Annotated in this window: 20 protein-coding genes and 1 riboswitch; of the genes, 5 read left to right on the top strand and 15 right to left on the bottom strand. The window is 71.0% G+C overall.

Annotated features, from left to right (window positions below; translation table 11 throughout):
- Position 1: 1 nt before the first annotated feature.
- From cydB to hisC, 10 genes are all read right to left on the bottom strand, one after another.
- Positions 2 to 1,003, bottom strand: coding sequence for a cytochrome d ubiquinol oxidase subunit II (gene cydB / locus ACKUU6_RS16220; RefSeq protein ID WP_407989257.1), 1,002 nt, complete (start codon positions 1,001 to 1,003; stop codon positions 2 to 4).
- Positions 1,004 to 1,012: 9 nt separating this feature from the next.
- Positions 1,013 to 2,548 carry a cytochrome ubiquinol oxidase subunit I gene (locus ACKUU6_RS16215; protein ID WP_407989256.1) on the bottom strand — a complete coding sequence of 512 codons (1,536 nt, stop codon included), beginning with the start codon at positions 2,546 to 2,548 and terminating at the stop codon, positions 1,013 to 1,015.
- A 219-nt stretch (positions 2,549 to 2,767) separates the two neighbouring features.
- On the bottom strand, positions 2,768 to 4,192 hold the full coding sequence (locus tag ACKUU6_RS16210) for a sensor histidine kinase (RefSeq protein ID WP_407989254.1): 1,425 nt from the start codon (positions 4,190 to 4,192) through the stop codon (positions 2,768 to 2,770).
- Positions 4,193 to 4,924 (bottom strand): response regulator transcription factor, encoded by a 732-nt coding sequence (locus ACKUU6_RS16205; RefSeq protein ID WP_407992144.1) that lies wholly within the window; start codon positions 4,922 to 4,924, stop codon positions 4,193 to 4,195.
- Between the two features lie 116 nt (positions 4,925 to 5,040).
- The gene (locus ACKUU6_RS16200; RefSeq protein WP_407989253.1) at positions 5,041 to 5,604 is read right to left on the bottom strand and encodes a DUF5666 domain-containing protein; all 564 of its coding nucleotides are present in this window, start codon (positions 5,602 to 5,604) and stop codon (positions 5,041 to 5,043) included.
- A gap of 9 nt (positions 5,605 to 5,613) precedes the next feature.
- Complete coding sequence (locus tag ACKUU6_RS16195; RefSeq protein WP_407989252.1) at positions 5,614 to 6,813, bottom strand: ABC transporter permease; 1,200 nt, start codon at positions 6,811 to 6,813, stop codon at positions 5,614 to 5,616.
- A complete protein-coding gene (locus ACKUU6_RS16190; protein ID WP_407989251.1) occupies positions 6,810 to 7,544 on the bottom strand; it encodes an ABC transporter ATP-binding protein in 735 nt (244 codons plus the stop codon). Before ACKUU6_RS16190 ends, ACKUU6_RS16195 begins: the two co-directional genes overlap by 4 nt.
- Positions 7,544 to 8,839 (bottom strand): efflux RND transporter periplasmic adaptor subunit, encoded by a 1,296-nt coding sequence (locus tag ACKUU6_RS16185; protein WP_407989250.1) that lies wholly within the window; start codon positions 8,837 to 8,839, stop codon positions 7,544 to 7,546. Before ACKUU6_RS16185 ends, ACKUU6_RS16190 begins: the two co-directional genes overlap by 1 nt.
- A gap of 162 nt (positions 8,840 to 9,001) precedes the next feature.
- Positions 9,002 to 9,763, bottom strand: a complete 762-nt coding sequence (locus ACKUU6_RS16180; RefSeq protein WP_407989249.1) for a hypothetical protein — start codon at positions 9,761 to 9,763, stop codon at positions 9,002 to 9,004.
- A 150-nt stretch (positions 9,764 to 9,913) separates the two neighbouring features.
- Positions 9,914 to 10,993, bottom strand: a complete 1,080-nt coding sequence (gene hisC, locus ACKUU6_RS16175) for a histidinol-phosphate transaminase (RefSeq protein WP_407989248.1) — start codon at positions 10,991 to 10,993, stop codon at positions 9,914 to 9,916.
- Between the two features lie 324 nt (positions 10,994 to 11,317).
- Here hisC and ACKUU6_RS16170 point away from each other — a divergent pair, with 324 nt between their 5' ends.
- The 4 genes from ACKUU6_RS16170 to ACKUU6_RS16155 all read left to right on the top strand — a co-directional run bounded on the left by ACKUU6_RS16170 (position 11,318) and on the right by ACKUU6_RS16155 (position 15,318).
- Positions 11,318 to 12,475: a LacI family DNA-binding transcriptional regulator gene (locus ACKUU6_RS16170; RefSeq protein WP_407989247.1), complete on the top strand. Its 1,158-nt coding sequence runs from the start codon at positions 11,318 to 11,320 to the stop codon at positions 12,473 to 12,475.
- 146 nt (positions 12,476 to 12,621) lie between these two features.
- On the top strand, positions 12,622 to 13,743 hold the full coding sequence (locus tag ACKUU6_RS16165; RefSeq protein ID WP_407989245.1) for a metallophosphoesterase: 1,122 nt from the start codon (positions 12,622 to 12,624) through the stop codon (positions 13,741 to 13,743).
- A gap of 168 nt (positions 13,744 to 13,911) precedes the next feature.
- Entirely contained in the window at positions 13,912 to 14,694 is a 783-nt protein-coding gene (locus ACKUU6_RS16160; protein ID WP_407989244.1) for a hypothetical protein, read from the top strand.
- Positions 14,695 to 14,820: 126 nt separating this feature from the next.
- Positions 14,821 to 15,318, top strand: a complete 498-nt coding sequence (locus ACKUU6_RS16155) for a hypothetical protein (RefSeq protein WP_407989243.1) — start codon at positions 14,821 to 14,823, stop codon at positions 15,316 to 15,318.
- Positions 15,319 to 15,329: 11 nt separating this feature from the next.
- Here ACKUU6_RS16155 and ACKUU6_RS16150 read toward each other — a convergent pair whose 3' ends face one another.
- The 5 genes from ACKUU6_RS16150 to ACKUU6_RS16130 form a co-directional block, all read right to left on the bottom strand.
- Positions 15,330 to 17,006: a DUF885 domain-containing protein gene (locus ACKUU6_RS16150; protein WP_407989242.1), complete on the bottom strand. Its 1,677-nt coding sequence runs from the start codon at positions 17,004 to 17,006 to the stop codon at positions 15,330 to 15,332.
- 91 nt (positions 17,007 to 17,097) lie between these two features.
- On the bottom strand, positions 17,098 to 18,912 hold the full coding sequence (gene thiC, locus ACKUU6_RS16145) for a phosphomethylpyrimidine synthase ThiC (RefSeq protein WP_407989241.1): 1,815 nt from the start codon (positions 18,910 to 18,912) through the stop codon (positions 17,098 to 17,100).
- A riboswitch (TPP riboswitch) is annotated at positions 18,908 to 19,042 on the bottom strand. It overlaps the preceding gene by 5 nt.
- A 136-nt stretch (positions 19,043 to 19,178) precedes the next feature.
- Positions 19,179 to 19,379, bottom strand: a complete 201-nt coding sequence (locus ACKUU6_RS16140) for a DUF5326 family protein (RefSeq protein ID WP_403040029.1) — start codon at positions 19,377 to 19,379, stop codon at positions 19,179 to 19,181.
- Between the two features lie 169 nt (positions 19,380 to 19,548).
- Complete coding sequence (tenA, locus tag ACKUU6_RS16135; RefSeq protein ID WP_407989240.1) at positions 19,549 to 20,211, bottom strand: thiaminase II; 663 nt, start codon at positions 20,209 to 20,211, stop codon at positions 19,549 to 19,551.
- Between the two features lie 54 nt (positions 20,212 to 20,265).
- Complete coding sequence (locus tag ACKUU6_RS16130) at positions 20,266 to 20,583, bottom strand: cupin domain-containing protein (RefSeq protein ID WP_407989239.1); 318 nt, start codon at positions 20,581 to 20,583, stop codon at positions 20,266 to 20,268.
- A 93-nt stretch (positions 20,584 to 20,676) separates the two neighbouring features.
- Between ACKUU6_RS16130 and ACKUU6_RS16125 the strand changes: the two genes are divergently transcribed.
- Positions 20,677 to 21,054 (top strand): phage holin family protein, encoded by a 378-nt coding sequence (locus tag ACKUU6_RS16125; RefSeq protein ID WP_407989238.1) that lies wholly within the window; start codon positions 20,677 to 20,679, stop codon positions 21,052 to 21,054.
- Position 21,055 lies beyond the last annotated feature (1 nt).

Here is a 21,055-nt window from a genome sequence, read left to right as displayed (position 1 = left end):
GTCAGTGGGCTGCCGGGATGTGCTGGGTTCCGATCCGCTTGCGGAACACCCAGTAGGTCCAGGACTGGTACAGCAGGACCAGGGGCGTGAAGATCGCCGCCACCACGGTCATCAGCTTGAGGGTGTAGGCGGAGGACGCGGCGTTGCTGACGGTGAGCGACCACGCGGGGTCGAGGGTGGAGGGCATCACGTCGGGGAAGAGGGCGAGGAAGAGCATCCCCACGGCGGAGGTGATGGTGATGCCGGAGAGGATGAACGCCCAGCCCTCTCGGGCCAGTTGGTTGGTGATGAGTGATGCGGCGAGGGCCACGACCGCGATGATCAGGGCGATCAGGCTCCAGGTGTTGCCGCTGTCGGACTGGGTCCAGAGAAGGAAGACCAGGGCCAGGACCGCGGTGAGCACGCCGAGTTGGAGCGCGGTGGCGCGGGCGCGGGCGCGGATGTCGCCGACGGTCTTGAGGGCGGCGAAGAGGGCGCCGTGGAAGGTGAAGAGGCTGAGGGTTACCAGGCCGCCGAGGATGGCGTACGGGTTGAGCAGGTCCCAGAAGGTGCCGACGTAGTTCTTGTGCTCGTCGATGTCCACGCCGTGGACGATGTTGGCGAAGGCCACGCCCCAGAGGAAGGCGGGGAGCAGGGAGGTCCAGAAGATGGCCTGTTCCCAGTTGCGCTGCCAGCGCTCCTCGGTGCGCTTGGCGCGGTACTCGAAGGCGACTCCCCGGATGATCAAGCAGACCAGGATGAGCAGGAGGGGGAGGTAGAAGCCGGAGAAGAGGGTGGCGTACCAGTCGGGGAAGGCGGCGAAGGTGGCGCCGCCCGCGGTGAGCAGCCAGACCTCGTTGCCGTCCCAGACCGGCCCGATGGTGTTGATCAGGACGCGGCGTTCGGCGGTGTCGCGGGCGAGCAGCTTGGTCAGCACGCCGATGCCGAAGTCGAAGCCCTCGAGGAAGAAGTAGCCGATCCAGAGGACGGCGATCAGGATGAACCAGACGTCGTGGAGTTGCATCGGGAGTCCTCAGTAGGCGAAGGCGAGGGGCTTGTCGGCGTCGTCGGGCCCGCCCCGGAGGGTGGGGTCCTGGGTCGGGGGTTGCTCGGTGGTGACCGGGCCCGCCTTGGCGTACTTGACGAGGAGTCTGACCTCGATCACGGCGAGGACCGCGTAGAGCAGGGTGAAGGTGGTGAGGGCGATCACCTGGGTGGTGACGCTGACGTTCGGGGAGACCGCGGCGGAGGTCTTCATCAGGCCGAAGACGGCCCAGGGCTGGCGGCCCATCTCGGTGAAGATCCAGCCGAAGCTGTTGGCGATCAACGGAAAGCCCATGCTGAGGATGCCGATCCGCCAGCTCCACCTGGTGAGGAAGCCGTTCAGCTCGGTGTTCCTGGTGAGCATGAGCTTGGGGACTTCGTCGGGGGCGGTGCGGTGTTCTGGTGCCAGCCAGAACCTGCGGCGGGTGGTCCAGAGCCCGATCAGGCCGACCACGAAGGAGGTCATCCCGAAACCGATCATGAGGCGGAAGCCCCAGTAGGTGACGAAGATGTTCGGGATGTAGTCCTTGGGGTCGCCGCCGTAGCGAGCGGACTCCGCGGCGGCGGTCTCGTTGATGCCGGGGACGGCGGAGGTGAAGTCGCTGTTGGCGAGGAAGGACAGTATCGCGGGGACTTCGAGGGCGACGGAGTTGTGGCCCTCGTTGACGTTGCCGACCGCGAAGATGGAGAACGGAGCCGGGGCCTCGGTGTCCCACAGGGCTTCGGCGGAGGCCATCTTCATCGGCTGCTGACGGAACATCACCTTGGCCAGGCTGTCGCCGCTGAACGCGGTGCCGAGGCCGGCGATGACCGCCACCACCAGGGCGAGCCGGAGGGAGGTCCGCATCGCGGCGGTCTTCTTGGGGTCCGGAGTGCCACCGCGCTTGGTCTTCCAGAGGTGGAAGGAGCTGATGCCGACCATGAAGGCGGCGCCGGTCAGGAAGGCCGCAGTGAGGGTGTGCAGGACCACCACCACGGTGGTGTCCTGGAACAGCACCCGGGCGATGTCGGTGAGTTGGGCCTTTCCGGTGACCGGGTCGATGGCGTAGCCGGTCGGGTGCTGCATCCAGGAGTTGGCCGCCAGGATGAAGTAGCCGGAGAGCAGGGTGCCGATCGCGACCATCCACATGCAGGCGCAGTGGATCTTCTTGGGCAGCTTGTCCCAGCCGAAGATCCACAGGCCGATGAAGGTGGACTCGAAGAAGAAGGCGATCAGCGCCTCCATCGCGAGCGGGGCGCCGAAGACGTCGCCGACGAAGCGGGAGTAGTCGGACCAGTTCATCCCGAACTGGAACTCCTGGACGATGCCGGTGACCACTCCCATGGCGATGTTGATCAGGAAGAGCTTGCCCCAGAACTTGGTGGCGTGGAAGTACTTCTCCTTGCCGGTGCGGACCCAGGCCGTCTCCAGCCCCGCCACCAGCGCCGCCAGGCTGATCGTCAGCGGCACGAAGAGGAAGTGGTAGACGGTGGTGATCCCGAACTGCCATCGCGCGATGGTCTCGTGAGCGACTGCTAGGTCCACTTCGCCCTCTCTCTGGCCAGTGATCTTTACTCACATAACAGACAAATCTCTAACAGATGCGCACTCGCGCGCCGCAGAAGCTTGTCCGCTTGTGAACGTGAACACGTTCACAAGCACGAGTATCTCTGATGCTTAGGTTCCTTCGAACACTGGGGGTGGGCATAGGGCCGCCGGCCGGGATTCTCGGGCCTTAGGTCCCTGGCGGGACGTGCCCGAAGGTCACGCCGGAGGCAGCCGAAGCTGGAAGACGGTGCCCTGAGCAGGGATGGAGTCCACTGTGAGGGAGCCGTGGTGCGCGCTGGTGAGGGCGTGGGCGATGGCCAGGCCGAGGCCGGCGCCGCCGCCGTCCTGGCGGCTGCGGGAGAGGTCGACGCGGTAGAAGCGGTCGAATATCTGGGCTGACTGATCAGGCGTCAGACCGGGGCCCGAGTCAGCGACTTCGAGCAGGCAGTGCGTGGCGGTGCGGCCGACGCCGATCCGGACCGGAGTGCCCGGCGGTGTGTGCTTGGCGGCGTTTCCGACCAGGTTGGTGACCACCTGCCGGAGCCTGGCCTCGTCGCCGAGCACCGGGGCGGCCTGGGGGCTGCCGGTGCCGGCCGGGCCGGTGAGCGAGACCGGGCGGCCCGGGTCCAGCGCGGTCAGGTCGTGCAGGGCGTCGGCGGCCAAGGTGCGCAGGTCCATCGGGGCCAGGTCGAGCGGGCGCTCCTCGTCCAGCCGGGCGAGCGTCAGCAGGTCCTCGACCAGGGTGCCCAGCCGGATCGCCTCGGACTCGATCCGGTCCATCGCGCGGTCCACGTCCTGGAGGGCGCCCATCCGGTGCAGTTCGGCGAAGCCGCGGATGCCCGCGAGCGGAGTGCGCAGCTCGTGCGAGGCGTCCGCGACGAAGCGGCGCATCCGGGCCTCCGAGCGGGCCCGGGCGGCGAAGGCCGCCTCGAGCTGGCCGAGCATGCTGTTCAGCGCTGCCGAGAGCCGGCCGACCTCGGTGGTGGTCGGGGGCTGGGTGATCCGGTGCGAGAGCCCGCCGGTGGCGATCAGCTCGGCGTCCTGCTCGATCCGGGAGAGCGGACGCAGCCCGGCCCGGACGGCGACGGTGCCGAGCGCGGTGATCAGCAGCAGCACCACCCCGCCGATGACGAGGAAGGAGGTCTCCAGGCGGGAGACGGTGGAGTCGACGTCGTCGAGCGAGATCGCGGTCAGCACGTACTGCGGGGTGGACGGCGTGCTCTTGGTGAGCGGGAGTACCAGCACCCGCCAGCGGTGGCCCGGGTTTTCGCCAGGGGCGTCGAAGGGTTCCCTGAGCGGCCCCAGGCCGGTGAGGCGGGGGCCCGGGTCGGCGTCGCCCATCGGTTCGCGGAGCAGCTGTTGGACGCTGCCGTCCGCGCCCAGGAACTGCACCAGGTACTGGCTGGGCAGCGCCGGGGCGGTCCGCCGGCCGGCCGCCTGGTTGAACGGGCGGACATCGGTGACGCGGACCGGATCGCGCTGCGAGAGCGGTTCGCCGAAGCGCTGGAGCTGCTCGTCGGCGCGGTCCACCAGACTGCCCCGGACGGTGCCGAGCACGAACACGTCGCTGCCCGCGAGGCCGGTGGCGACCAGCAGCAGCGTGAGCAGCAGGAGCCGGGTGCGGAGCGAGAGCCGGGACATCTAGAGCGGGCGACGGAGGGCGTAGCCGATGCCGCGGACGGTGTGGATCAGCTTGGGGCCGTGGGCCGGGCCGGAGTCGAGCTTGCGGCGCAGGTACGAGACGTACGACTCGACGATGGAGAGGTCGCCGCCGAAGTCGTAGGCCCAGACGTGGTCCAGGATCTGCGCCTTGGAGACCACCCGGTTCACGTTGGCCATCAGGTAGTGCAGCAGCTTGAACTCGGTCGGCGAGAGGCCGATCGGCTGGTCCCCCCTGGTCACCTCGTGCGCGGTCGGATCGAGGGTCAGGTCACCGACCGTCAGCCGGCCGTCCTCGACCGGGCCGCCGGCTCGGCGCAGGATCGCCCTGATCCGGGCGATCAGCTCCTCCAGACTGAACGGCTTGGTGACGTAGTCGTCCGCACCGGCCGCCAGACCGTGCACCTTGTCGGTGGTGCCGTCCTTCGCGGTGAGGAAGAGCACCGGCACGTGGTCGGCCGGCTGCGGCCACTGGGCCTGCTCGCGGAGCCGCTCGACGACGGTGAAGCCGTCCAGGTCGGGCAGCATCACGTCGAGCACCACCAGGTCGGGCCGCTCGGCCGCGATCGAGCGGAGCGCCTCCTCGCCGGTGGCGGCCGAGGCCACCCGGAACCCGGAGAACCGGAGGGAGGCGGAGAGCAGTTCGCGGATGTTCGGCTCGTCGTCCACCACCAGCAGGTACGCCTCGCCGGTGGCGGCGCTGGTCGGGCTCATCGCCGTGGTCGCTGTCCGTTGCACTGCTGATCCGCCTCCCGGTCGGGCTGGGTCCTCCAAGGACGATAGCCCGGGGAGCGTACGTCCGGTTGATGAGGACCTGATGAGATGACCGGTCAGTGGCTGGGCGACGGTGCGGCGCCGGGCCGGACGCCGCCGAAGCCGCCACCACCGAAGCCGCCGACCGCCGCGCCCTCGGTCAGCTGGCTGGCCGCGTAGCCGCCGGAGGCGTCCGGCGTGCCGACCACGGTGACCGTCTGACCGGGCTGCAGGTCGGCGGCCGTGCCCTCCTTGGCGAGCTGCACCTTGGTCGCGTCGGTGGTGGTGACCTTGACGGTGTTCCCGTTGGCGTCGGTCAGGTAGACGGTCGAACCGTCCACCGCCTTGACCGTGCCCCGGGTGAAGCCGGGCTGGTTGCCGCCGGTCCCGTTCTGGCCGCTGCGGCGGCTGCCGTTGCCGTAGCCGTTCTGGCCCGGCTGCTGCTGCCTGGGCGCGGACGCCCGCTGGTCGGTCCGGGGGTTGTTGCTCTTCTGGTACTGGACGCCCCCCGCGAAGCCGAGGGTGCCGAGCACCGCACCGGCGAGCACCAGGGTCAGCCAGGGCAGCCGGCGCCGGGGCGCGGCGGACAGCTCGGCGGTGACGTCGCGGGCGTCGGGCGGGGTGGCGAGCGGATCTTCCATGGTGGCTCCTTATTCGTGGCGGAGGGCGTCGATGGGGCGCAGCGCGGCGGCGCGGTTGGCGGGGTAGCTGCCGAAGAACAGGCCGATGACGACGGCGATCGCGAAGGCCCCCACCACGGACTCGGGGATCACCACCGGGGTGATGCCGACGATGGTGAACCGGGCCCCGAACAGACCCACCGCCACCCCGAGCCCGGCGCCGATCACCGAGAGCAGGGTCGACTCGGTGAGGAACTGGCCGAGGATGGCGGCCCGGGGAGCGCCGAGCGCCTTGCGGATGCCGATCTCCCTGGTCCGCTCGGTCACCGTGACCAGCATGATGTTGGTGATCCCGATCCCGCCGACCAGCAGCGAGATCGCGGCCACCGCGCCGAGCAGCACGGTGAAGGTCTTGGTGGTGGACTCCCTGGCGGTCAGCAGCGAGGTCTGGTTGCTGATCCGGAAGTCGGCCTTGGTCGGGTCGCCGATGGCGTGCGTGCCGAGGAGGACCCGGCTGATCTCGGCCTGCGCCTCGGTGGTCGACTCGGCGCTGCTCGCCTGGACCAGGATCTGGTTGACCGAGCCGAAGCCGGTGAACGCGTTCTGCACGGTGGGCAGCGGTGCGATCACCACGTCGTCCGGGTCGTTGAAGCCGCTGCTGCCCTTGGTCTGCAGCACGCCGGTCACGGTGAACGGGGTGCCGCCGATCACGATCCGCTTCCCGACCGGGTCCTCGGAGGCGAACAGCTGGGTCGCGGTGGTGGAGCCGATCACCGCCACCTTGCGGGAGTTGAGCACGTCGTCGTTGGAGAAGTAGTCGCCCTTGGCGATCTTCTGGTTGGCGGTCTCGAAGTACGCCGGGTAGGTGCCGACGATCGAGCCCGGCGCGTGCGAGATGTCCCCGTACAGCGCGGTGCCCGAGGTGGTGACCACCGGGGCGACCGATTTGACGGCCGGGGCCTGCGCCTCGGCCAGCGCCTTGGCGTCGTTGACCGTGAGCGGCTTGGCGGCGGTGGCCGAGCCCCGCAGGTTGCTGGAGCTGACGGTCAGTGAGTTGGTGCCCAGTGCGGTGATGGAGTTCTTCACCGCTACCGAGGAGCCGTTGCCGACCGCGAGCAGCAGGATCACGGCGGCCACGCCGATCAGTACACCGAGCATGGTCAGCGCGGACCTGACCTTGTTGGCGGCCAGGCCGCCGAACGCGAAGCGGACCATCTGCCAGGCGATCACACCGACACCCCCTGCCGGACGTCCGAGGCGATGGCACCGTCGACCAGGCGGATCACGCGCTTGGCGCGTGCGGCGACCTCGTCCTCGTGGGTGATCAGGACGACCGTGCGGCCGGTCCGGTTGAGTCCTTCGATGATGGTGAGCACCTCGTCGGTGGATCGGCTGTCCAGGTTTCCGGTCGGCTCGTCCGCCAGCAGCATGGCCGGTGCGGTCACCAGGGCCCGTGCCACCGCGACACGTTGCTGCTGGCCGCCGGAGAGCTCGTTCGGCTTGTGACCGGCCCGGCCGGACAGTCCGACCCGGTCCAGCGCGGCCAGCGCCCGGCGGCGGCGTTCGGCCGCCTTCACCCCGGCGTAGGCGAGCGGGAGCTCCACCTGGGCCAGCGCGGTGGTCCGGGGCACCAGGTTGAAGGACTGGAAGATGAAGCCGATCTTGCGGTTGCGGACCAGCGAGAGCTGGTGCTCGTCCAGGTGCCCCACGTCGGTACCGTCCAGCAGGTAGCGGCCGGAGGTCGGGACGTCCAGGCAGCCCAGGATGTTCATCAGGGTGGACTTGCCGGAGCCCGAACTGCCCATCACCGCCACGAAGTCGCCCTCCTCGATGTCGAGGCTGACCCCGAGCGGGCTGCCGTCGGGACCGTCGGGACCACGCAGCGCGTGCACGGTGGCGTCACCGTGGCCGTAGCGCTTGGCGACCCCGCGGAGCTGGATGACCGGGGGCTTGCTCGCCATCAACGCCTGCCGCCCGTACCGCCGTTGACCGTGCCACCGGTGCGCGCACCGCCGCCGGTCTGGGCACCGCCGCCGGCCACCCCGAGGCCGGGGAAGGTACCGCTCGGGAAGCCGTTGCCGCCGCTGACCGTGGTGCTGATCAGCTGGACCTGGTCGCCCTCGTTCAGCCCCTCCAGCACCTGGACGGTGCTGTCGCCCTCGACACCGACGGTCACGCTCACCCGCTCGGTGCTGCCGTCCGGCTTGACCAGCGTCGCGGTCCGGGAGCTGCCGGTGCCCGAGAGCGCGGCGGTCGGTACGGAGAGCGCGTTGTCGGCCTGCCCCGTGATCACCGAGATGGTCGCGCTCAGTCCGGTACGGAGCTTGCTGGTGTCGCCGGTGATCTGCAGGACCGCGCTGTACTGCACGGCGCTGCTGCCCGCGCCGTTGCCGCTGCTGCTGTTCGGGAGTGAACTCACCGAGAGCACCGTCGCGTTGAGCTTGGTGTCGGACTGCGCGTTCAGGGTGACGGTGGCCGAGGCGCCCTTCTTCACCTTGAGCGAGTCCAGCTCGGAGAAGCTCGCGGTGACCCGCATGCCGGTGGGGTTGGTCAGCACGATGAAGCCGCTCGGCGCCGAGCTGCTGGTGGTCGTCGTCGTGCCGCCGGTGCTCTTGGTGCCGCTGCCGGACACCGTGTCACCGACCTTGCCCGAGACCGAGGCCACCGTGCCGTCCACCGAGGCGGTCAGCGTGGTGCCCGCCAGCGCGGTCTGGGCGTTCGTCAGGTTGATCTGCGCCGTCTCCACCTGCTGCTCGGCCTGGGCCACCTGGGCGTCGTCCACCTCGGTGGTGGTCGTGCTGGTGGCCGGGGCCTGCTGGCCGGTCCTGGCGTCCGCCTTGCCCGGCGTGGTGGTGGTGACCTTCTGGCCTGCCTCGGCCTTGGTCAGGTTCGCCTGGGCCGTGGCCAGCGCCTTCTTCGCGGTGTCGACCTGCTGCTGCGCCTCGGTCGTCGCCACCGTCGCCAGGACGTCGCCCTTCTTCACCACGTCCCCGACCGAGACCTTCACGGAGGTCAGCTTCCCGCCGGTGACGAAGTCCTGACCGGCGTCGCTCGGCGACGACAGGGCGCCCGATCCGGACACCGTGGCCAGGACCGTACCCTTCGAGACGGTGACCGACCGGACCTGCGACTTGCCGACCGCCGTGCTGGTGCCGCTGTCGAGCGTGGTGTACGCGACCGCCGCCCCGGCCAGCAGGGCCACCACGAGCGCGGAGTTGACGAGGACGGCAGCACGCCGTCGAGGGAGCGCCTTCATGTCGCACAGCCTGCCGCTGAGCCCTTGCCAATCCCTGGGCCCCACCTGGGAGTTCCCTGACCGTCGGCACCGGACAAATCATCCGTCAGCGGGCGCCGGGCCTCGGACCGCCCGAGGGCGGGGGCCCGCTCCCAGCTTCCTCCCAGCCGGAGCGGCCAACCTTCACCCAGCGGTCCTCGGGTCCAGCACGTCGACCGAGGACGGCCGCTCGACCTCGACCGGGGCCCCGAACCGGCGGTACCGGACGGTGCCGGCCACGTCGGTGACGGTCGGGTTGCCGGACTCGGTCTTCTGCACCAGCTGGTCGGCGCGGTTCAGCCAGAGGTCGACGGTGGCGGTGGTCGGGCCGCCGGTACGGAACGCCTCGGCCAGGCTGCGGCGGCGCTCGTCGTTCAGGCCCCGCCCGTCGGCGAAGTACTCCGCCCCGTCCAGCACCGCCCGGTAGTGCACGGCGGGCTCCCCGCCGACGCTCTCCCGGCCCACCTCGGTGACCGCACCCCGGGCGGCCTGCTCCAACGCCCCTGCGGGATCGAGCCGTTGGCTGAACGCCAGCGCGGGACCGAGCTCGAGCGCCGCCGCCCGTCCCCCGCCCTCGAACGGACCGTCCAGCACCTCCCACGCCCGGCCACCGGTCCGTGCCGCCGTGTCGGCCGCCGCGACGTAGAACACCTCCCCGAGGGCCAACAGCCGGGTGTCCCCCGCCCCCGACAGCGCCAGCCGTACGCCGGGCGCCCACGACGCCCGGCCCGACCAGCCGCCGTCGAGCGTGACCTCGGCACTACCGACCTGCGCCATCACGGCGACCGCCGCCTCGAGCGCGTCCTTGGGGGTCCGCTCGGGAGCCGTCCCGGACGTGCCGCAGGCGGTCAGCGTGGCGGCCAGAGGGAGCAGCAGAGCGGCGGCCGTGAGGCGGATGGTGTGCACGGTGGCGGTCTCTCTCGACGGGCAGGGAGCGGGCCGCAGCCCGGCCCCTGCCCATCCTCGGTCATCGCTCCGTACACATCCGACCGGATTCGCGGATCGTGATGGAATCGTGCAGCCCAGGTGAAGGGACCCCGGAGTGCCCCTGCACCGTCAGAGCGACTTGCGGAAGGCCTCGGCGGTGGCCAGGAAGATGTCGTTGCCGGCCGCCTCGCCGATGGTGACGCGGACGCCCTCGCCGGGGAAGGGGCGGACCACGACGCCGGCCGCGGCGCAGGCGGCGGCGAAGTCGAGGGTGCGGTCGCCGAGCCGGATCCAGACGAAGTTGGCCTGGGTGTCGGCGAGTTCCCAGCCCTGGGCGGCGAGGGCGGCGGTGACCCGGTCGCGTTCGGCGACCAGCGCCTCGACCCGGACCAGCAGGGCGTCCTCGGCCCGCAGCGAGGCGACCGCGGCGTCCTGGGCGAGCTGGCTGACGCCGAACGGGATGGCGGTCTTGCGCAGCGCGGTGGCCACCGGCTCGTGCGCGACGGCGAAGCCGACCCGCAGGCCCGCCAGGCCGTACGCCTTGGAGAAGGTGCGCAGGACGCAGACGTTGGGGCGGTCGCGGTAGAGGTCGAGGCCGTTCGGCACCCGCTCGTCCCGGATGAACTCGATGTACGCCTCGTCGACCACGACCAGGACGTCGCCGGGGACGGCATCCAGGAAGCGCTCCAGCTCGGCGCGGTGGATGACCGTGCCGGTGGGGTTGTTCGGGTTGCAGACGAAGATCAGCCTGGTCCGGGGCGTGATCGCGGCGAGCATCGCGTCCAGGTCGTGCTCCTCACCGGCGGTGAGCGGGACCGGGACGGGGGTGGCACCGGCGACCTGGGTGATGATCGGGTACGCCTCGAAGGAGCGCCAGGCGAAGATCACCTCGTCGCCGGGACCGGCGGTGGAGAGCACCAGGGACTGCGCGACGCTGACCGAGCCGGTACCGAGCGCGACGTGCTCCAGCGGCACCTCGAAGCGGGCCGCGAGCTCGGCCACCAGCGCACTGGCCGCCATGTCGGGGTAGCGGTTGAACGAGCCGGCCGCCGCGAGGGCGGCGTCGAGCACACCGGGAAGCGGCTCGTACGGGTTCTCGTTCGAGGAGAGCTTGTACGAGTCGGCGCTGGCCGGCTTGCCGGGCTTGTAGGTCGGGATGCCGTCCAGGGTCGGCCTCAGCCGGGGACCCTGCGCTGCCGTACCGGTCACGGTGCTCTCCTTAGCGTTCAGTACTGCCCTGCGCGGCCGGGATCGCCGTACGCGCTCGGCCCTTGGCCGGCTCCGTGCCACCCCGGTCGGGTGCCCCGAACGATACCGAGGCGACTCACCCGTAGGGGTGAGTTGCTCGTTCGGGGTACGGACACCGATCAGCCATTCTGCCGCGTTCCTATGGCACATGTCAGAGGTAAGAGGCCAGGAACGGGGCGGGTATCCAAGGGCCGACACCCGGATGGCTCATGGAGAAACGGTTCTTCTGCCTCTTGGTCGGCCCTGATCACAACAGGGCGTCATGAGCCATACGATCGGTGCGCCATGACAGCAGCAGCCAATCAGAGCGGTCGGCGACCCACCACCTCACGGCGACTGGAACGGGCCGGCATCCGGGATGTGGCAGCAGCCGCCGGAGTGTCGATCACCACGGTCTCGGACGCCCTGAACGGGAAGGGCCGCCTGCCCGACGAGACCAGAAGCCGAGTCCGCGAGGTGGCCGAGCGCCTCGGCTACCGCCCCTCCGCCGCCGCCCGCACCCTGCGCACGGGCCGGTCCGGCCTGATCGGACTGACCGTCACCACCTACGGCGAGGAGCCGTTCACCTTCACCGAGTTCGCCTACTTCGCCGAGATGGCGCGGGCCGCGACCAGCGCGGCCCTCAGCCGCGGGTACGCCCTGGTCGTCCTCCCCGCCTCCTCCCGGCACGACGTCTGGGGCAACATCGCCCTGGACGGCACCGTGGTCATCGACCCGCCCGACCAGGACCCCCTGGTCTGCGAGCTCTACCGGTCCGGCGTCCCGGTGGTCAGCGACGGCAAACCGGGCAACTGCCCGGTCACCGCGTGGGTGGACAACGACCACGAGGCCGCCGTGCTCGGCATCCTCGACCACCTGAGCGAGGCCGGCGCGCGCCGGATCGGCCTGCTCACCGGCACCTCCACCGACACCTACACCCGGCTCTCCACCGAGGCCTACCTCGACTGGTGCCGCCGCGTCGGCCAGGAGCCGGTCTACGAGACCTACCCCGCCCACGACCCGGCCGCCGGAGCGGTGGCCGCCGACCGACTGCTGGCCCGGCCCGACCGACCGGACGCGGTCTACGGCCTGTTCGACCCGAACGGCACCGACCTGCTGGCCGCCGCCCGGCGGTACGGGATGCGGGTGCCGGACGACCTGCTGCTGGTCTGCTGCAGCGAGAGCGACGTGTACGCCGGCACCGAGCCGCCGATCACCACGCTGTCGCTGAAACCCCGTCGGATCGGCACCACGGTGGTCAACCTGCTCATCGACGCGATCGAGGGAGTCGACTCCGGCACCGGGGTGGACGTCGGGCGGCTCTTCCCGCCCCGCTTCCGAACCGCCTCGGCAGGCCCGCCGCCGGGCACCCTGATGCCGACCGAGCTGATCGTCCGGGCCTCCTCGCAGCGCCGCAGCCCCCGCACCACCGTCAGCCCGCCCCGTCCACCGGGGGAGGTCTGACGCTCGCTCCGACCGCTACCGGGGCCGGAGCCGCTCCCCGACGGGACCGGCTCCGGTGCCCCGCGGACCCCTACCGGGCGGTACCGCGCGCAATTGGTGGGCACCGGGTGAGGACGACGGGAGAGGCGTCTTCCTATGATGGGCGAATGACACCCGAGGACCGCCTCCCCGGACCTGAGCTGCCCGAGTCAGGCCACCGCCAGCAGCAGGACCTCGACGTGCTCCCGTACGGCTCCTACTTCGAGCCGCCCGAGCCGGTGGGCGGCTACGGCTACGACGCCACCTACAGCGGCTACGGCGGCGCCCGGTTCCTCGAACAGCACTGGCCGACGGCCAGTCAGACCGCCCCCGCCTTCCGGGAGACGGCCCCCTCCGACGACCCGCCGACCATCGAGCTCGGCCCCCCGGTGCCCGCCGAGGAGCTGCACTACCCCTACCCGCAGCCCGAGCCCGGCGAGGCACCCGGACCGCTGTACGTGGTGGGCGACGTGCACGGCTACCTCGACGAGCTGCTGGCCGCGCTGCACCAGCAGGGTCTGATCGACGCGGAGGGCCACTGGTCGGCCGGGCGGTCCCGGCTCTGGTTCCTCGGCGACTTCACCGACCGCGGCCCCGACGGCATCGGCGTGATCGACCTGGTGATGCAGCTGGCCGCCGAGGCCGCCGCCGCCGGCGGGTACTGCCGCGCCCTGATGGGCAATCACGAGCTGCTCTTCCTCGGCGCCGCCCGGTACGGCGACGAGCCGGTGCAGTCGACGGCGGGCACCGCCTCCTTCCTGGCCGCCTGGCGGCTGAACGGTGGTCAGCAGACCGACCTGGAACGCCTGGAGACCCACCACATCAGCTGGCTCTCCCGGCTGCCCGCCATCGCGCTGGAGGACGGCCACCTGCTGCTGCACTCCGACACCACCGCGTACCTGGAGTACGGCGCCACCATCGAGGACGTCAACGAGTCGGTGCACCGGCTGCTGGCCGGCGAGGGCGCGGACGAGTGGTGGGACTGCTTCCGGCGCTTCACCAAGCGGTTCGCCTTCCGTGGCGAGGCCGGGGCGCAGGCGGTGCACGAGCTGCTCGGCGCGTACGGCGGCCACCGGGTGGTGCACGGGCACAGCCCGATCCCGTACCTGACCGGCACCGTGCACGCCGAGGACGGCGCGCCGCCGCACATCCCGGGGCCGTACATCTACGCGGACGAGCTGGCGATCGCGATGGACGGCGGGGTCACCATGGACGGGCGGCTGCTGGTTGCTCGGCTGCCGCTGAACTGAACTGTCACCGAACGGTGTTGACCGCGTCCCGAACAAGCTGAAATTCCGGAAACCGACTGTGTCGCGGTCGGTTTCCGCCCCTACCATCAAGTCACCGGCAACCCGCATCCCCGCACCTCACCTTCCTGCACCTCATCGCACCTCCGCGACGACGGAACGGGGTACCCCGTGGTCAACACCACCCCGCACCTGCTGGCCGAAGACCGTCCGGACTTCGACCGGGCCCTGGACGAGGCGCTCCGCGACGCCCGCCTCACCGAGGCGCTCCGCGCTCCCGGCCCGCATCTCAACGCGGCCCAACTGCGCACCAAGGCAGCCTCGCTGGCCGACACCATCGCGGCCGCCGCCGAACCGGAGTACCAGCGGTACACCGCCCTCCGTGACGCCGGTCCGCCCGCGCCCCTCGGCCTCACCGACCGGCTCCGCTCCGAGGAGGGCGCAGGGCTGCTCCCGGTGCTCACCGTGCTGACCCCGATCCTGGCCGGTTCGGGCGGCGTCCTGCTGCTCCTGATCGGTTACGCGGTACGTGGTGCCGCCCCCGAACTCCCGCTCGCGCACGCGGTGGTGACGGCCGGTTGGATCTCGCTGGCGGTCGGTGGGGCCGCCCTGCTGGTCGGAATCGTCGGGCTGCTGCTCACCGCCCTCCGGGACGGCGCCGCCGGCACCGGCGGTCAGGAGGGCGACCTGGCCGAGGCCCACCGGCTCTGGCAGATCGCCCTCCGCGAGCGCGCCCTGCTGCCCTGGCTGCTCGCCAACCTCCACACCGAGCCCGCCCCGCTGCCCGCCCCGCGCGCCACCACCCGTCCGGGGCCACCCGGTTACAGCAGCCCCGGCTTCACCAGCCCCGGCACGGAGGGCGTCACCGGGGCGGACGGCCACACCCCGAGACCGGCCGAGTTCACCGGTCCCGGGTACACCTCACCGGACTTCACCGGGCCCGACGAGGTCTGACCGACTCCCGGAAGGTCTCGTTTTCCCAACGGGTGAGGGATCCGTGCCGGAACGGTGAACAGCGGGCCGATCCTCTGGTTGACTCCCGGTCTGCCCACCTGAGACGGATCGGAGTGGTTCACACTCATGCCCTCATCCATACGCTTCGGCCACCGACGACTGGCTGCCGCCGCGGGCTTCGCGCTCACGGTCGGCTTCACCCTGACCGGCTGCGGTCCGGTGGCCTCGGGCGGCGGGTCACCGGCCGGTGCCGTGGTCTCCAGCCCCGCCGCGCCGAGCAGCTCCGCACCGGCCACCGTCACTCCGACGCCCACCCCGACGCCGACCGTCGCCGTGATCGCGCCGCCGCCCGCACCGGTGGAGACCACCCCGCCACCGGCCGAGCCCACGGCCACCGCGAAGGCCGCCGTCACCACCAAGGCCGCCGAGCCGCGCCGCACCACGGCCGCCCCCACCACCGCCGCTCCCCCGGCCGGTGGTTGCGAGATCGTCTCGAACGCGGGCAACTGCTACCAGGCGGGCCAGTTCTGCCGGAACGCCGACCTCGGCCGGACCACCCACGACGCCGCCGGCCGGCTGCTCTACTGCCGCATGGTCAGCGGGAAACCGCACTGGCAGACCTGACCCGTCAGGGTCTACAGCCCCGCGAGGTTGTCGACCAGGTCGTCCAGCCCGAAGGAGCCCTGGGAGAGCGCCTTCATGTGCCACTCCTTGAGGTCGAAGGCTGCGCCCCGGCGCAGCTTGGCGGCCTCGCGGCCCTGGAGCCAGGCGCGTTCGCCGAGCTTGTAGCCGATGGCCTGTCCGGGCCAGCCGAGGTAGCGGTCGATCTCGCTGTCCCGGCGGGCGACCGGGCTGCCGTTGTAGGTGGCCAGGAACTCCGCGGCGAGCTCCGGGGTCCAGCGCTCGCCCGGGTGGAAGCCCGAGTCGGCGGGGATGGCGAGTTCGAGGTGCAGGCCGATGTCGAGGATCACCCGCATGGTGCGCAGCAGTTGCCCGTCCAGGTAGCCGAGCCGGTGCTCGGGAACGGCGTAGTGGCCCAGATCGTCCATCAGGCGTTCGGCGTACATCGCCCAGCCCTCGATGTTCGCACTGACGATGCCGTCGGTGACCTGATAGCGGCTGAGCCGGTCCGCGACCGCGACCCACTGGGCGAGCTGGAGGTGGTGGCCCGGGACGCCCTCGTGGTACCAGATGCTGACGAGCTGCCAGGTCGAGAAGGTCTCGCGGCCGAGGGTGGGCAGGTACGTGCGGCCGGGGCGGCTGAAGTCCAGGCTCGGGCCCTGGTAGTAGGGCCCACCGCTGCTGCCGACGGGAGCGAGCTGGGACTCGACCGCGCGGATCGGTCCCGAGAAGTCGAACTGACGGCCGTCGAGCGCGCTGATCGCGTCGTCCATGAGCTGCTGCAGCCAGTCACGGGCGGCCTCCGCGCCCTTCACCGCGTGGCCGTGGTCCTCGGCGTGCTGCATGGCCGCCAGGAGAGGGGCGCCCGGGAGGACCTGCTCGGCCTCGGCCCGCAGTTCGCCGAGGGTCCGGTGGAACTCGCTCCAGGCCCAGGCGTACGCCTCGTCCAGATCGAGGTCGGCGCCGGTGTTGAAGCGGGCCGCGCGCAGGTAACGCTCGCGGCCGACGGCGTCCCTGGTGTCCGCCGTGGCAGGGGCGTAGCTGTCGCGCAGCCAGTCGCGGAACCCGGCCACCGCGGCGGTGGCCTGCCGGGCGGCTTCGCCCAGTTCGGGGCGCAGCCGGTCGGTGCCGCCCGCCACGAACTCGGTGAACCAGCCCGCGCTTCCGGTGCCCTCCCCGGTCCAGCCGGTGAGCTGATCGATCACCCTGGCGGCCTGGCGGGGAGCAGCGAGCAGACCGCGCGAGACGCCTTCGCCGAGCGTCGCCCGGTAACCGTCCAGCGCGGCGGGCAGATTGCGCAGCCGCCCGGCCACCGCCGCCCAGTCCTCGTCGGTGGCGGTCGGCATCAGCGTGAAGATGTCCCGCACCTGGTGGACGTGCCCGCCTATGGTGCGCAGCCGGCGGAAGTCCTCCCCGCTGTCGTGCATCGCGAGCTCCGCGGTGAGGCGTTCCCGCAGCAGCCGACCGCAGTCCCGCTCCGCGGGGTCGTCCGTCGCCGGAGCGGCCCCGAGCACGGCCAGGGTCCGGCGGGCGAGCTCGGCATGCGCCTCGAACCCCTCCGGCGAGAGATCCGGCTGCCGGTCGTCCCCCGGGTGCAGGCCGAGCCAGGCCGAGGTCATCGGGTCGTGCGCGGCCAGCTGGTCGAGGTGGTGGTCGGCGATGCCGCGCGGAGTGGTCAAGTCGTCTGTCATGAACCAATCTTGACGCACCGTCCACAACGCCCGGAGCGCTGCCCGGGGGATCCCCTCCGCCCCCCGGAGCAGCGCGGTCAGTGGCGCCGGCTCAGTCGGCCAGCGGGAGGTAGACCCGGTTGCCCTGGGCTGCGAACTCCTCGGACTTGGCCTGCATGCCGGCCAGGGCGTCGGCGTCGAACTCGGTCCGGACGGCGCTGGAGCCGTCGCCGTGTTCGTCACGGATCTTCTGGCTGATCTTCATCGAGCAGAACTTCGGACCGCACATCGAGCAGAAGTGCGCGGTCTTGGCGGGTTCGGCGGGGAGGGTCTCGTCGTGGAAGGCGCGGGCCGTCTCCGGGTCGAGGGCCAGGTTGAACTGGTCCTCCCAGCGGAACTCGAAGCGGGCGTCGGAGAGGGCGTCGTCCCAGTCCGAGGCACCGGGGTGGCCCTTGGCAAGGTCGGCGGCGTGGGCGGCGATCTTGTAGGTGATCACGCCGGTCTTGACGTCGTCCCGGTTGGGGAGGCCCAGGTGTTCCTTGGGGGTGACGTAGCAGAGCATCGCGGTGCCCCACCAGGCGATCATCGCGGCGCCGATGCCCGAGGTGATGTGGTCGTAGCCGGGCGCGACGTCGGTGGTGAGCGGGCCGAGGGTGTAGAACGGCGCCTCGTCGCAGATCTCCTTCTGGAGATCCATGTTCTCCTTGATCTTGTTCATCGCGACGTGGCCGGGGCCCTCGATCATCACCTGGACGTCCCGGGCCCGGGCGATCCGGCCGAGCTCGCCGAGGGTCTGCAGCTCGGCGAACTGCGCCTCGTCGTTGGCGTCCGCGGTCGAACCCGGCCGCAGGCCGTCACCCAGCGAGAAGGTGACGTCGTACGCGGCGAGGATGTCGCAGAGCTCCTCGAAGTTCGTGTAGAGGAAGTTCTCCCGGTGGTGCGCCAGGCACCAGGCCGCCATGATCGAGCCGCCGCGCGAGACGATGCCGGTCTTCCGGCGGGCGGTCATCGGGACGTACCGCAGCAGCACGCCGGCGTGCACGGTCATGTAGTCCACGCCCTGCTCGCACTGCTCGATGATGGTGTCGCGGTAGACCTCCCAGCTCAGCTCCTCGGCCTTGCCGTCCACCTTCTCCAGCGCCTGGTAGAGCGGCACGGTGCCGATCGGCACGGGGGAGTTGCGCAGGATCCACTCGCGGGTGGTGTGGATGTTGCGGCCGGTGGAGAGGTCCATCACGGTGTCGGCGCCCCAGCGGGTCGCCCAGGTCATCTTCTCCACCTCCTCCTCGATCGAGGAGGTGACTGCGGAGTTGCCGATGTTGGCGTTGATCTTCACCAGGAAGTTGGTGCCGATGATGGCCGGCTCGACCTCGGGGTGGTTCACGTTCAGCGGGATCACGGCCCGGCCGATCGCCACCTCGTTGCGGACGAACTCGGCGTCCAGGCCCTCCCGGAGCGCGATGAACTCCATCTCCGGCGTGACGATCCCGCGCTTCGCGTAGGCGAGTTGGGTCACCGCGACGCCGTCCCGGCCGCGCAGCGGGCGGCGCGGCCGGCCGGGGAAGACCGCGTCCAGGTTGCGCAGGTTCCCGCCGCGCGGCGAGGTGTGCTTGATCCCGTCGTCCTCGGGCCGGGTCTCCCGCCCGTCGTACTCCTCGACGTCCCCGCGCTGGCGGATCCACGGGTCACGCAGCGCGGGCAGTCCGCGCCGGACGTCGGGCTGGTAGGCCGGGTCGGTGTACGGGCCCGAAGTGTCGTACAGCGGAACGGACTTGCCGTTGGTCAGCAGCACCTCGCGGTACGGCACCCGCAGGTCGGGCCGGGAGCCCTCGCGGTACGCCTTGCGCCAGGCGGGGGTCGGGTAGCCGGTGGTCGCGCTCGTGACGCTGCTCGGGGCAGACTTCTGCTGTGCGTCGAACGTGGTCATGAGACCTCTATCTCCCTACGCCGGCATTACCCGGTCAGGTTCCTGCGGTCGACGCAGCGGTTGGTACGTGTGGTGGCGTACCGTTCAGCGCCCTCTCAGCCCGGTGCTCCGAGCTCCCGTGTCCACAGGCGGAATTGCCTGCAACAAACGTCCAACACCGTAGCGGTCCGCTCCGGACTGGTCCAGAGCACCCCCGCCGATGACCGGAATGCGGACGGGCCCGGCGCCCCGCGAGGGGTGCCGGGCCCGTCGGTTCGGACGCCGGGTCAGCTCTTGGCCGCCTTCTTCACCAGGATCACCACACCGGCCGCGACGGCGACCAGGACCAGGGCCTTGACCAGGAAGGCGATCAGTGAGGTGACCGCGCCGATCACGAACCAGATCAGGTTCCAGGCGAGGATCAGCACCACGATCGGGACGACGATGTTGCGCACCCACGAGGGCAGCGACTTCCAGAGCTCAGCCATGTCCGTTCCTTCTCTCCCCTCGGGCCGGTGACGGCTGTTCCGTCGCGTCCCGCTTGCTTTCGATGTCTCGACCGTACAGGCCGCCGACCTGGCTTCCGAGGGGTAACGGCCCGGAGAGAACCCGGAGATCACCCCGAGACCAGGGGGAGGGTCACCCTCAGGGGCCGGCTCAGACCGGCCAGGCCTCGCGGCGCCAGGCGGCGTCCCAGAACATCCACTCGTAGCGCGAGGTAGTGGTGAAGTGCTCGATCACCCGGCGGCGTTCGGTGGCGGAGAGCTCGGCGCCGAGCCGGTCGGTGAGCGCGAGCACCCGGCGGACCACGGCCTGGAAGGTCTCGTCGCCGTAGGTGGCGATCCACTGGGCGTACAGCGGGTCGGGCGAGGAGTGGGTGAGCAGCTGCTCGCCGACCCGGGCGTAGATCCAGTAGCAGGGCAGCACCGCGCCGACCGCCTCGGCGAAGGAGCCCCCGTAGACGGTGGCCAGCAGGTAGCTGGTGTAGGCCCGGGTGGTGGGCAACACCGGTTCGGCGGCGGCCCGTTCGGCGGTCTCGCCGAAGGCGCCGAGGAACTCGGCGTGCATCCCCTGCTCGGCGGCCAGCGCGCCGACCGCGTCGTCGGCGAAGGCCCGGACGTCCTGCTCGTCGGGCGCCTTGGCGGCGCAGACGGCGAGCGCCCGGGCGTAGTCGCGCAGGTAGTGCGAGTCCTGGATCACGAAGTGCCGGAAGGCGTCCCGCGGCAGCGTGCCGTCGGTCAGCCCGCCGATGAACGGGTGCGCCAGGATCTCGGCGTAGATCGGCTCGATGGCCGACCAGAGCTCGTCGGTGAAGGTCACGGGTGCTGTTCTCCTCGGTCGGTCGGGCCAGCGAACCCTAACCCCGACGTCGGCTCAGTCCTCCGGCGGGGAGAACACCACGAGGACGCGGAGCTCCTCGGTGACGTGGTGGAACCGGTGCGGGACACCGGCCGGTACGTAGACCACGCTGCCCCGGCCGACCGTGGTGGTCTCGGCGCCGACGGTCAGTTCGGCCCGGCCGCTGATCACCTGGTAGAGCTCGTCCTGCGGGTGGCTGGACTGGGTGTCGGTGTCACCGGGCGAGAGTGCGTAGAGCCCGGCGGACATGTTCCGCTCCTTCAGGAAGCGCAGGTACGCGCCCTCCTCGGCGGCCCGTTCGGCGTCCAGCTGGTCCAGTCGGAAGACCTTCATCGGGGCGCACCCTCCTCGTCGCGATGGGCACATTGAACAACATGCGGGCCGAGAGCTTCCCCTGGGCCCGGGCTGCCTGCCAGGCTCTGGCCCATGAAGAGCATTGTCCTCAGGACCCTGATCAACGCGGCCGCCATCTGGGTGGCCGCCTGGATCGTGGACGGCATCACGCTGTCCGGCGACGACTGGCAGAGCAAGACCGTCACGGTGATCGCGGTCGCGCTGATCTTCGGCGTGGTGAACTTCCTGATCAAGCCGTTGGTGAAGCTGTTCTCCCTGCCCCTGTTCATCCTCACCCTGGGCCTGATCACCTTCGTGATCAACGCGCTGATGCTCTGGCTGACCTCCTGGGCCTCGGACAAGCTCGACCTGGACTTCCACGTGGAGGGCTTCTGGGCGGCCCTGCTCGGCGCGCTGATCATCAGCCTGGTGTCCTGGGGCCTCAACCTGGCCCTCGGGGACGACGACTGAG

Origin of the sequence: Kitasatospora sp. CMC57 (assembly GCF_045866025.2) — a bacterium.
GTDB lineage: Bacteria > Actinomycetota > Actinomycetes > Streptomycetales > Streptomycetaceae > Kitasatospora.
Note: the sequence above shows the minus strand (reverse complement) of the source record. Positions and strands in the feature narration are given on the sequence as shown.

What these genes read in the sequence shown, in the direction of transcription:
- cydB (WP_407989257.1), bottom strand. Translation starts at nt 1,003, where the DNA reads ATGCAACTCCACGACGTCTGGTTCATCCTGATCGCCGTCCTCTGGATC.
- ACKUU6_RS16210 (WP_407989254.1), bottom strand. Translation starts at nt 4,192, where the DNA reads ATGTCCCGGCTCTCGCTCCGCACCCGGCTCCTGCTGCTCACGCTGCTG.
- ACKUU6_RS16205 (WP_407992144.1), bottom strand. Translation starts at nt 4,924, where the DNA reads ATGAGCCCGACCAGCGCCGCCACCGGCGAGGCGTACCTGCTGGTGGTG.
- ACKUU6_RS16200 (WP_407989253.1), bottom strand. Translation starts at nt 5,604, where the DNA reads ATGGAAGATCCGCTCGCCACCCCGCCCGACGCCCGCGACGTCACCGCC.
- ACKUU6_RS16190 (WP_407989251.1), bottom strand. Translation starts at nt 7,544, where the DNA reads ATGGCGAGCAAGCCCCCGGTCATCCAGCTCCGCGGGGTCGCCAAGCGC.
- ACKUU6_RS16185 (WP_407989250.1), bottom strand. Translation starts at nt 8,839, where the DNA reads ATGAAGGCGCTCCCTCGACGGCGTGCTGCCGTCCTCGTCAACTCCGCG.
- ACKUU6_RS16170 (WP_407989247.1), top strand. Translation starts at nt 11,318, where the DNA reads ATGACAGCAGCAGCCAATCAGAGCGGTCGGCGACCCACCACCTCACGG.
- ACKUU6_RS16165 (WP_407989245.1), top strand. Translation starts at nt 12,622, where the DNA reads ATGACACCCGAGGACCGCCTCCCCGGACCTGAGCTGCCCGAGTCAGGC.
- ACKUU6_RS16155 (WP_407989243.1), top strand. Translation starts at nt 14,821, where the DNA reads ATGCCCTCATCCATACGCTTCGGCCACCGACGACTGGCTGCCGCCGCG.
- ACKUU6_RS16150 (WP_407989242.1), bottom strand. Translation starts at nt 17,006, where the DNA reads ATGACAGACGACTTGACCACTCCGCGCGGCATCGCCGACCACCACCTC.
- thiC (WP_407989241.1), bottom strand. Translation starts at nt 18,912, where the DNA reads ATGACCACGTTCGACGCACAGCAGAAGTCTGCCCCGAGCAGCGTCACG.
- ACKUU6_RS16140 (WP_403040029.1), bottom strand. Translation starts at nt 19,379, where the DNA reads ATGGCTGAGCTCTGGAAGTCGCTGCCCTCGTGGGTGCGCAACATCGTC.
- ACKUU6_RS16130 (WP_407989239.1), bottom strand. Translation starts at nt 20,583, where the DNA reads ATGAAGGTCTTCCGACTGGACCAGCTGGACGCCGAACGGGCCGCCGAG.
- ACKUU6_RS16125 (WP_407989238.1), top strand. Translation starts at nt 20,677, where the DNA reads ATGAAGAGCATTGTCCTCAGGACCCTGATCAACGCGGCCGCCATCTGG.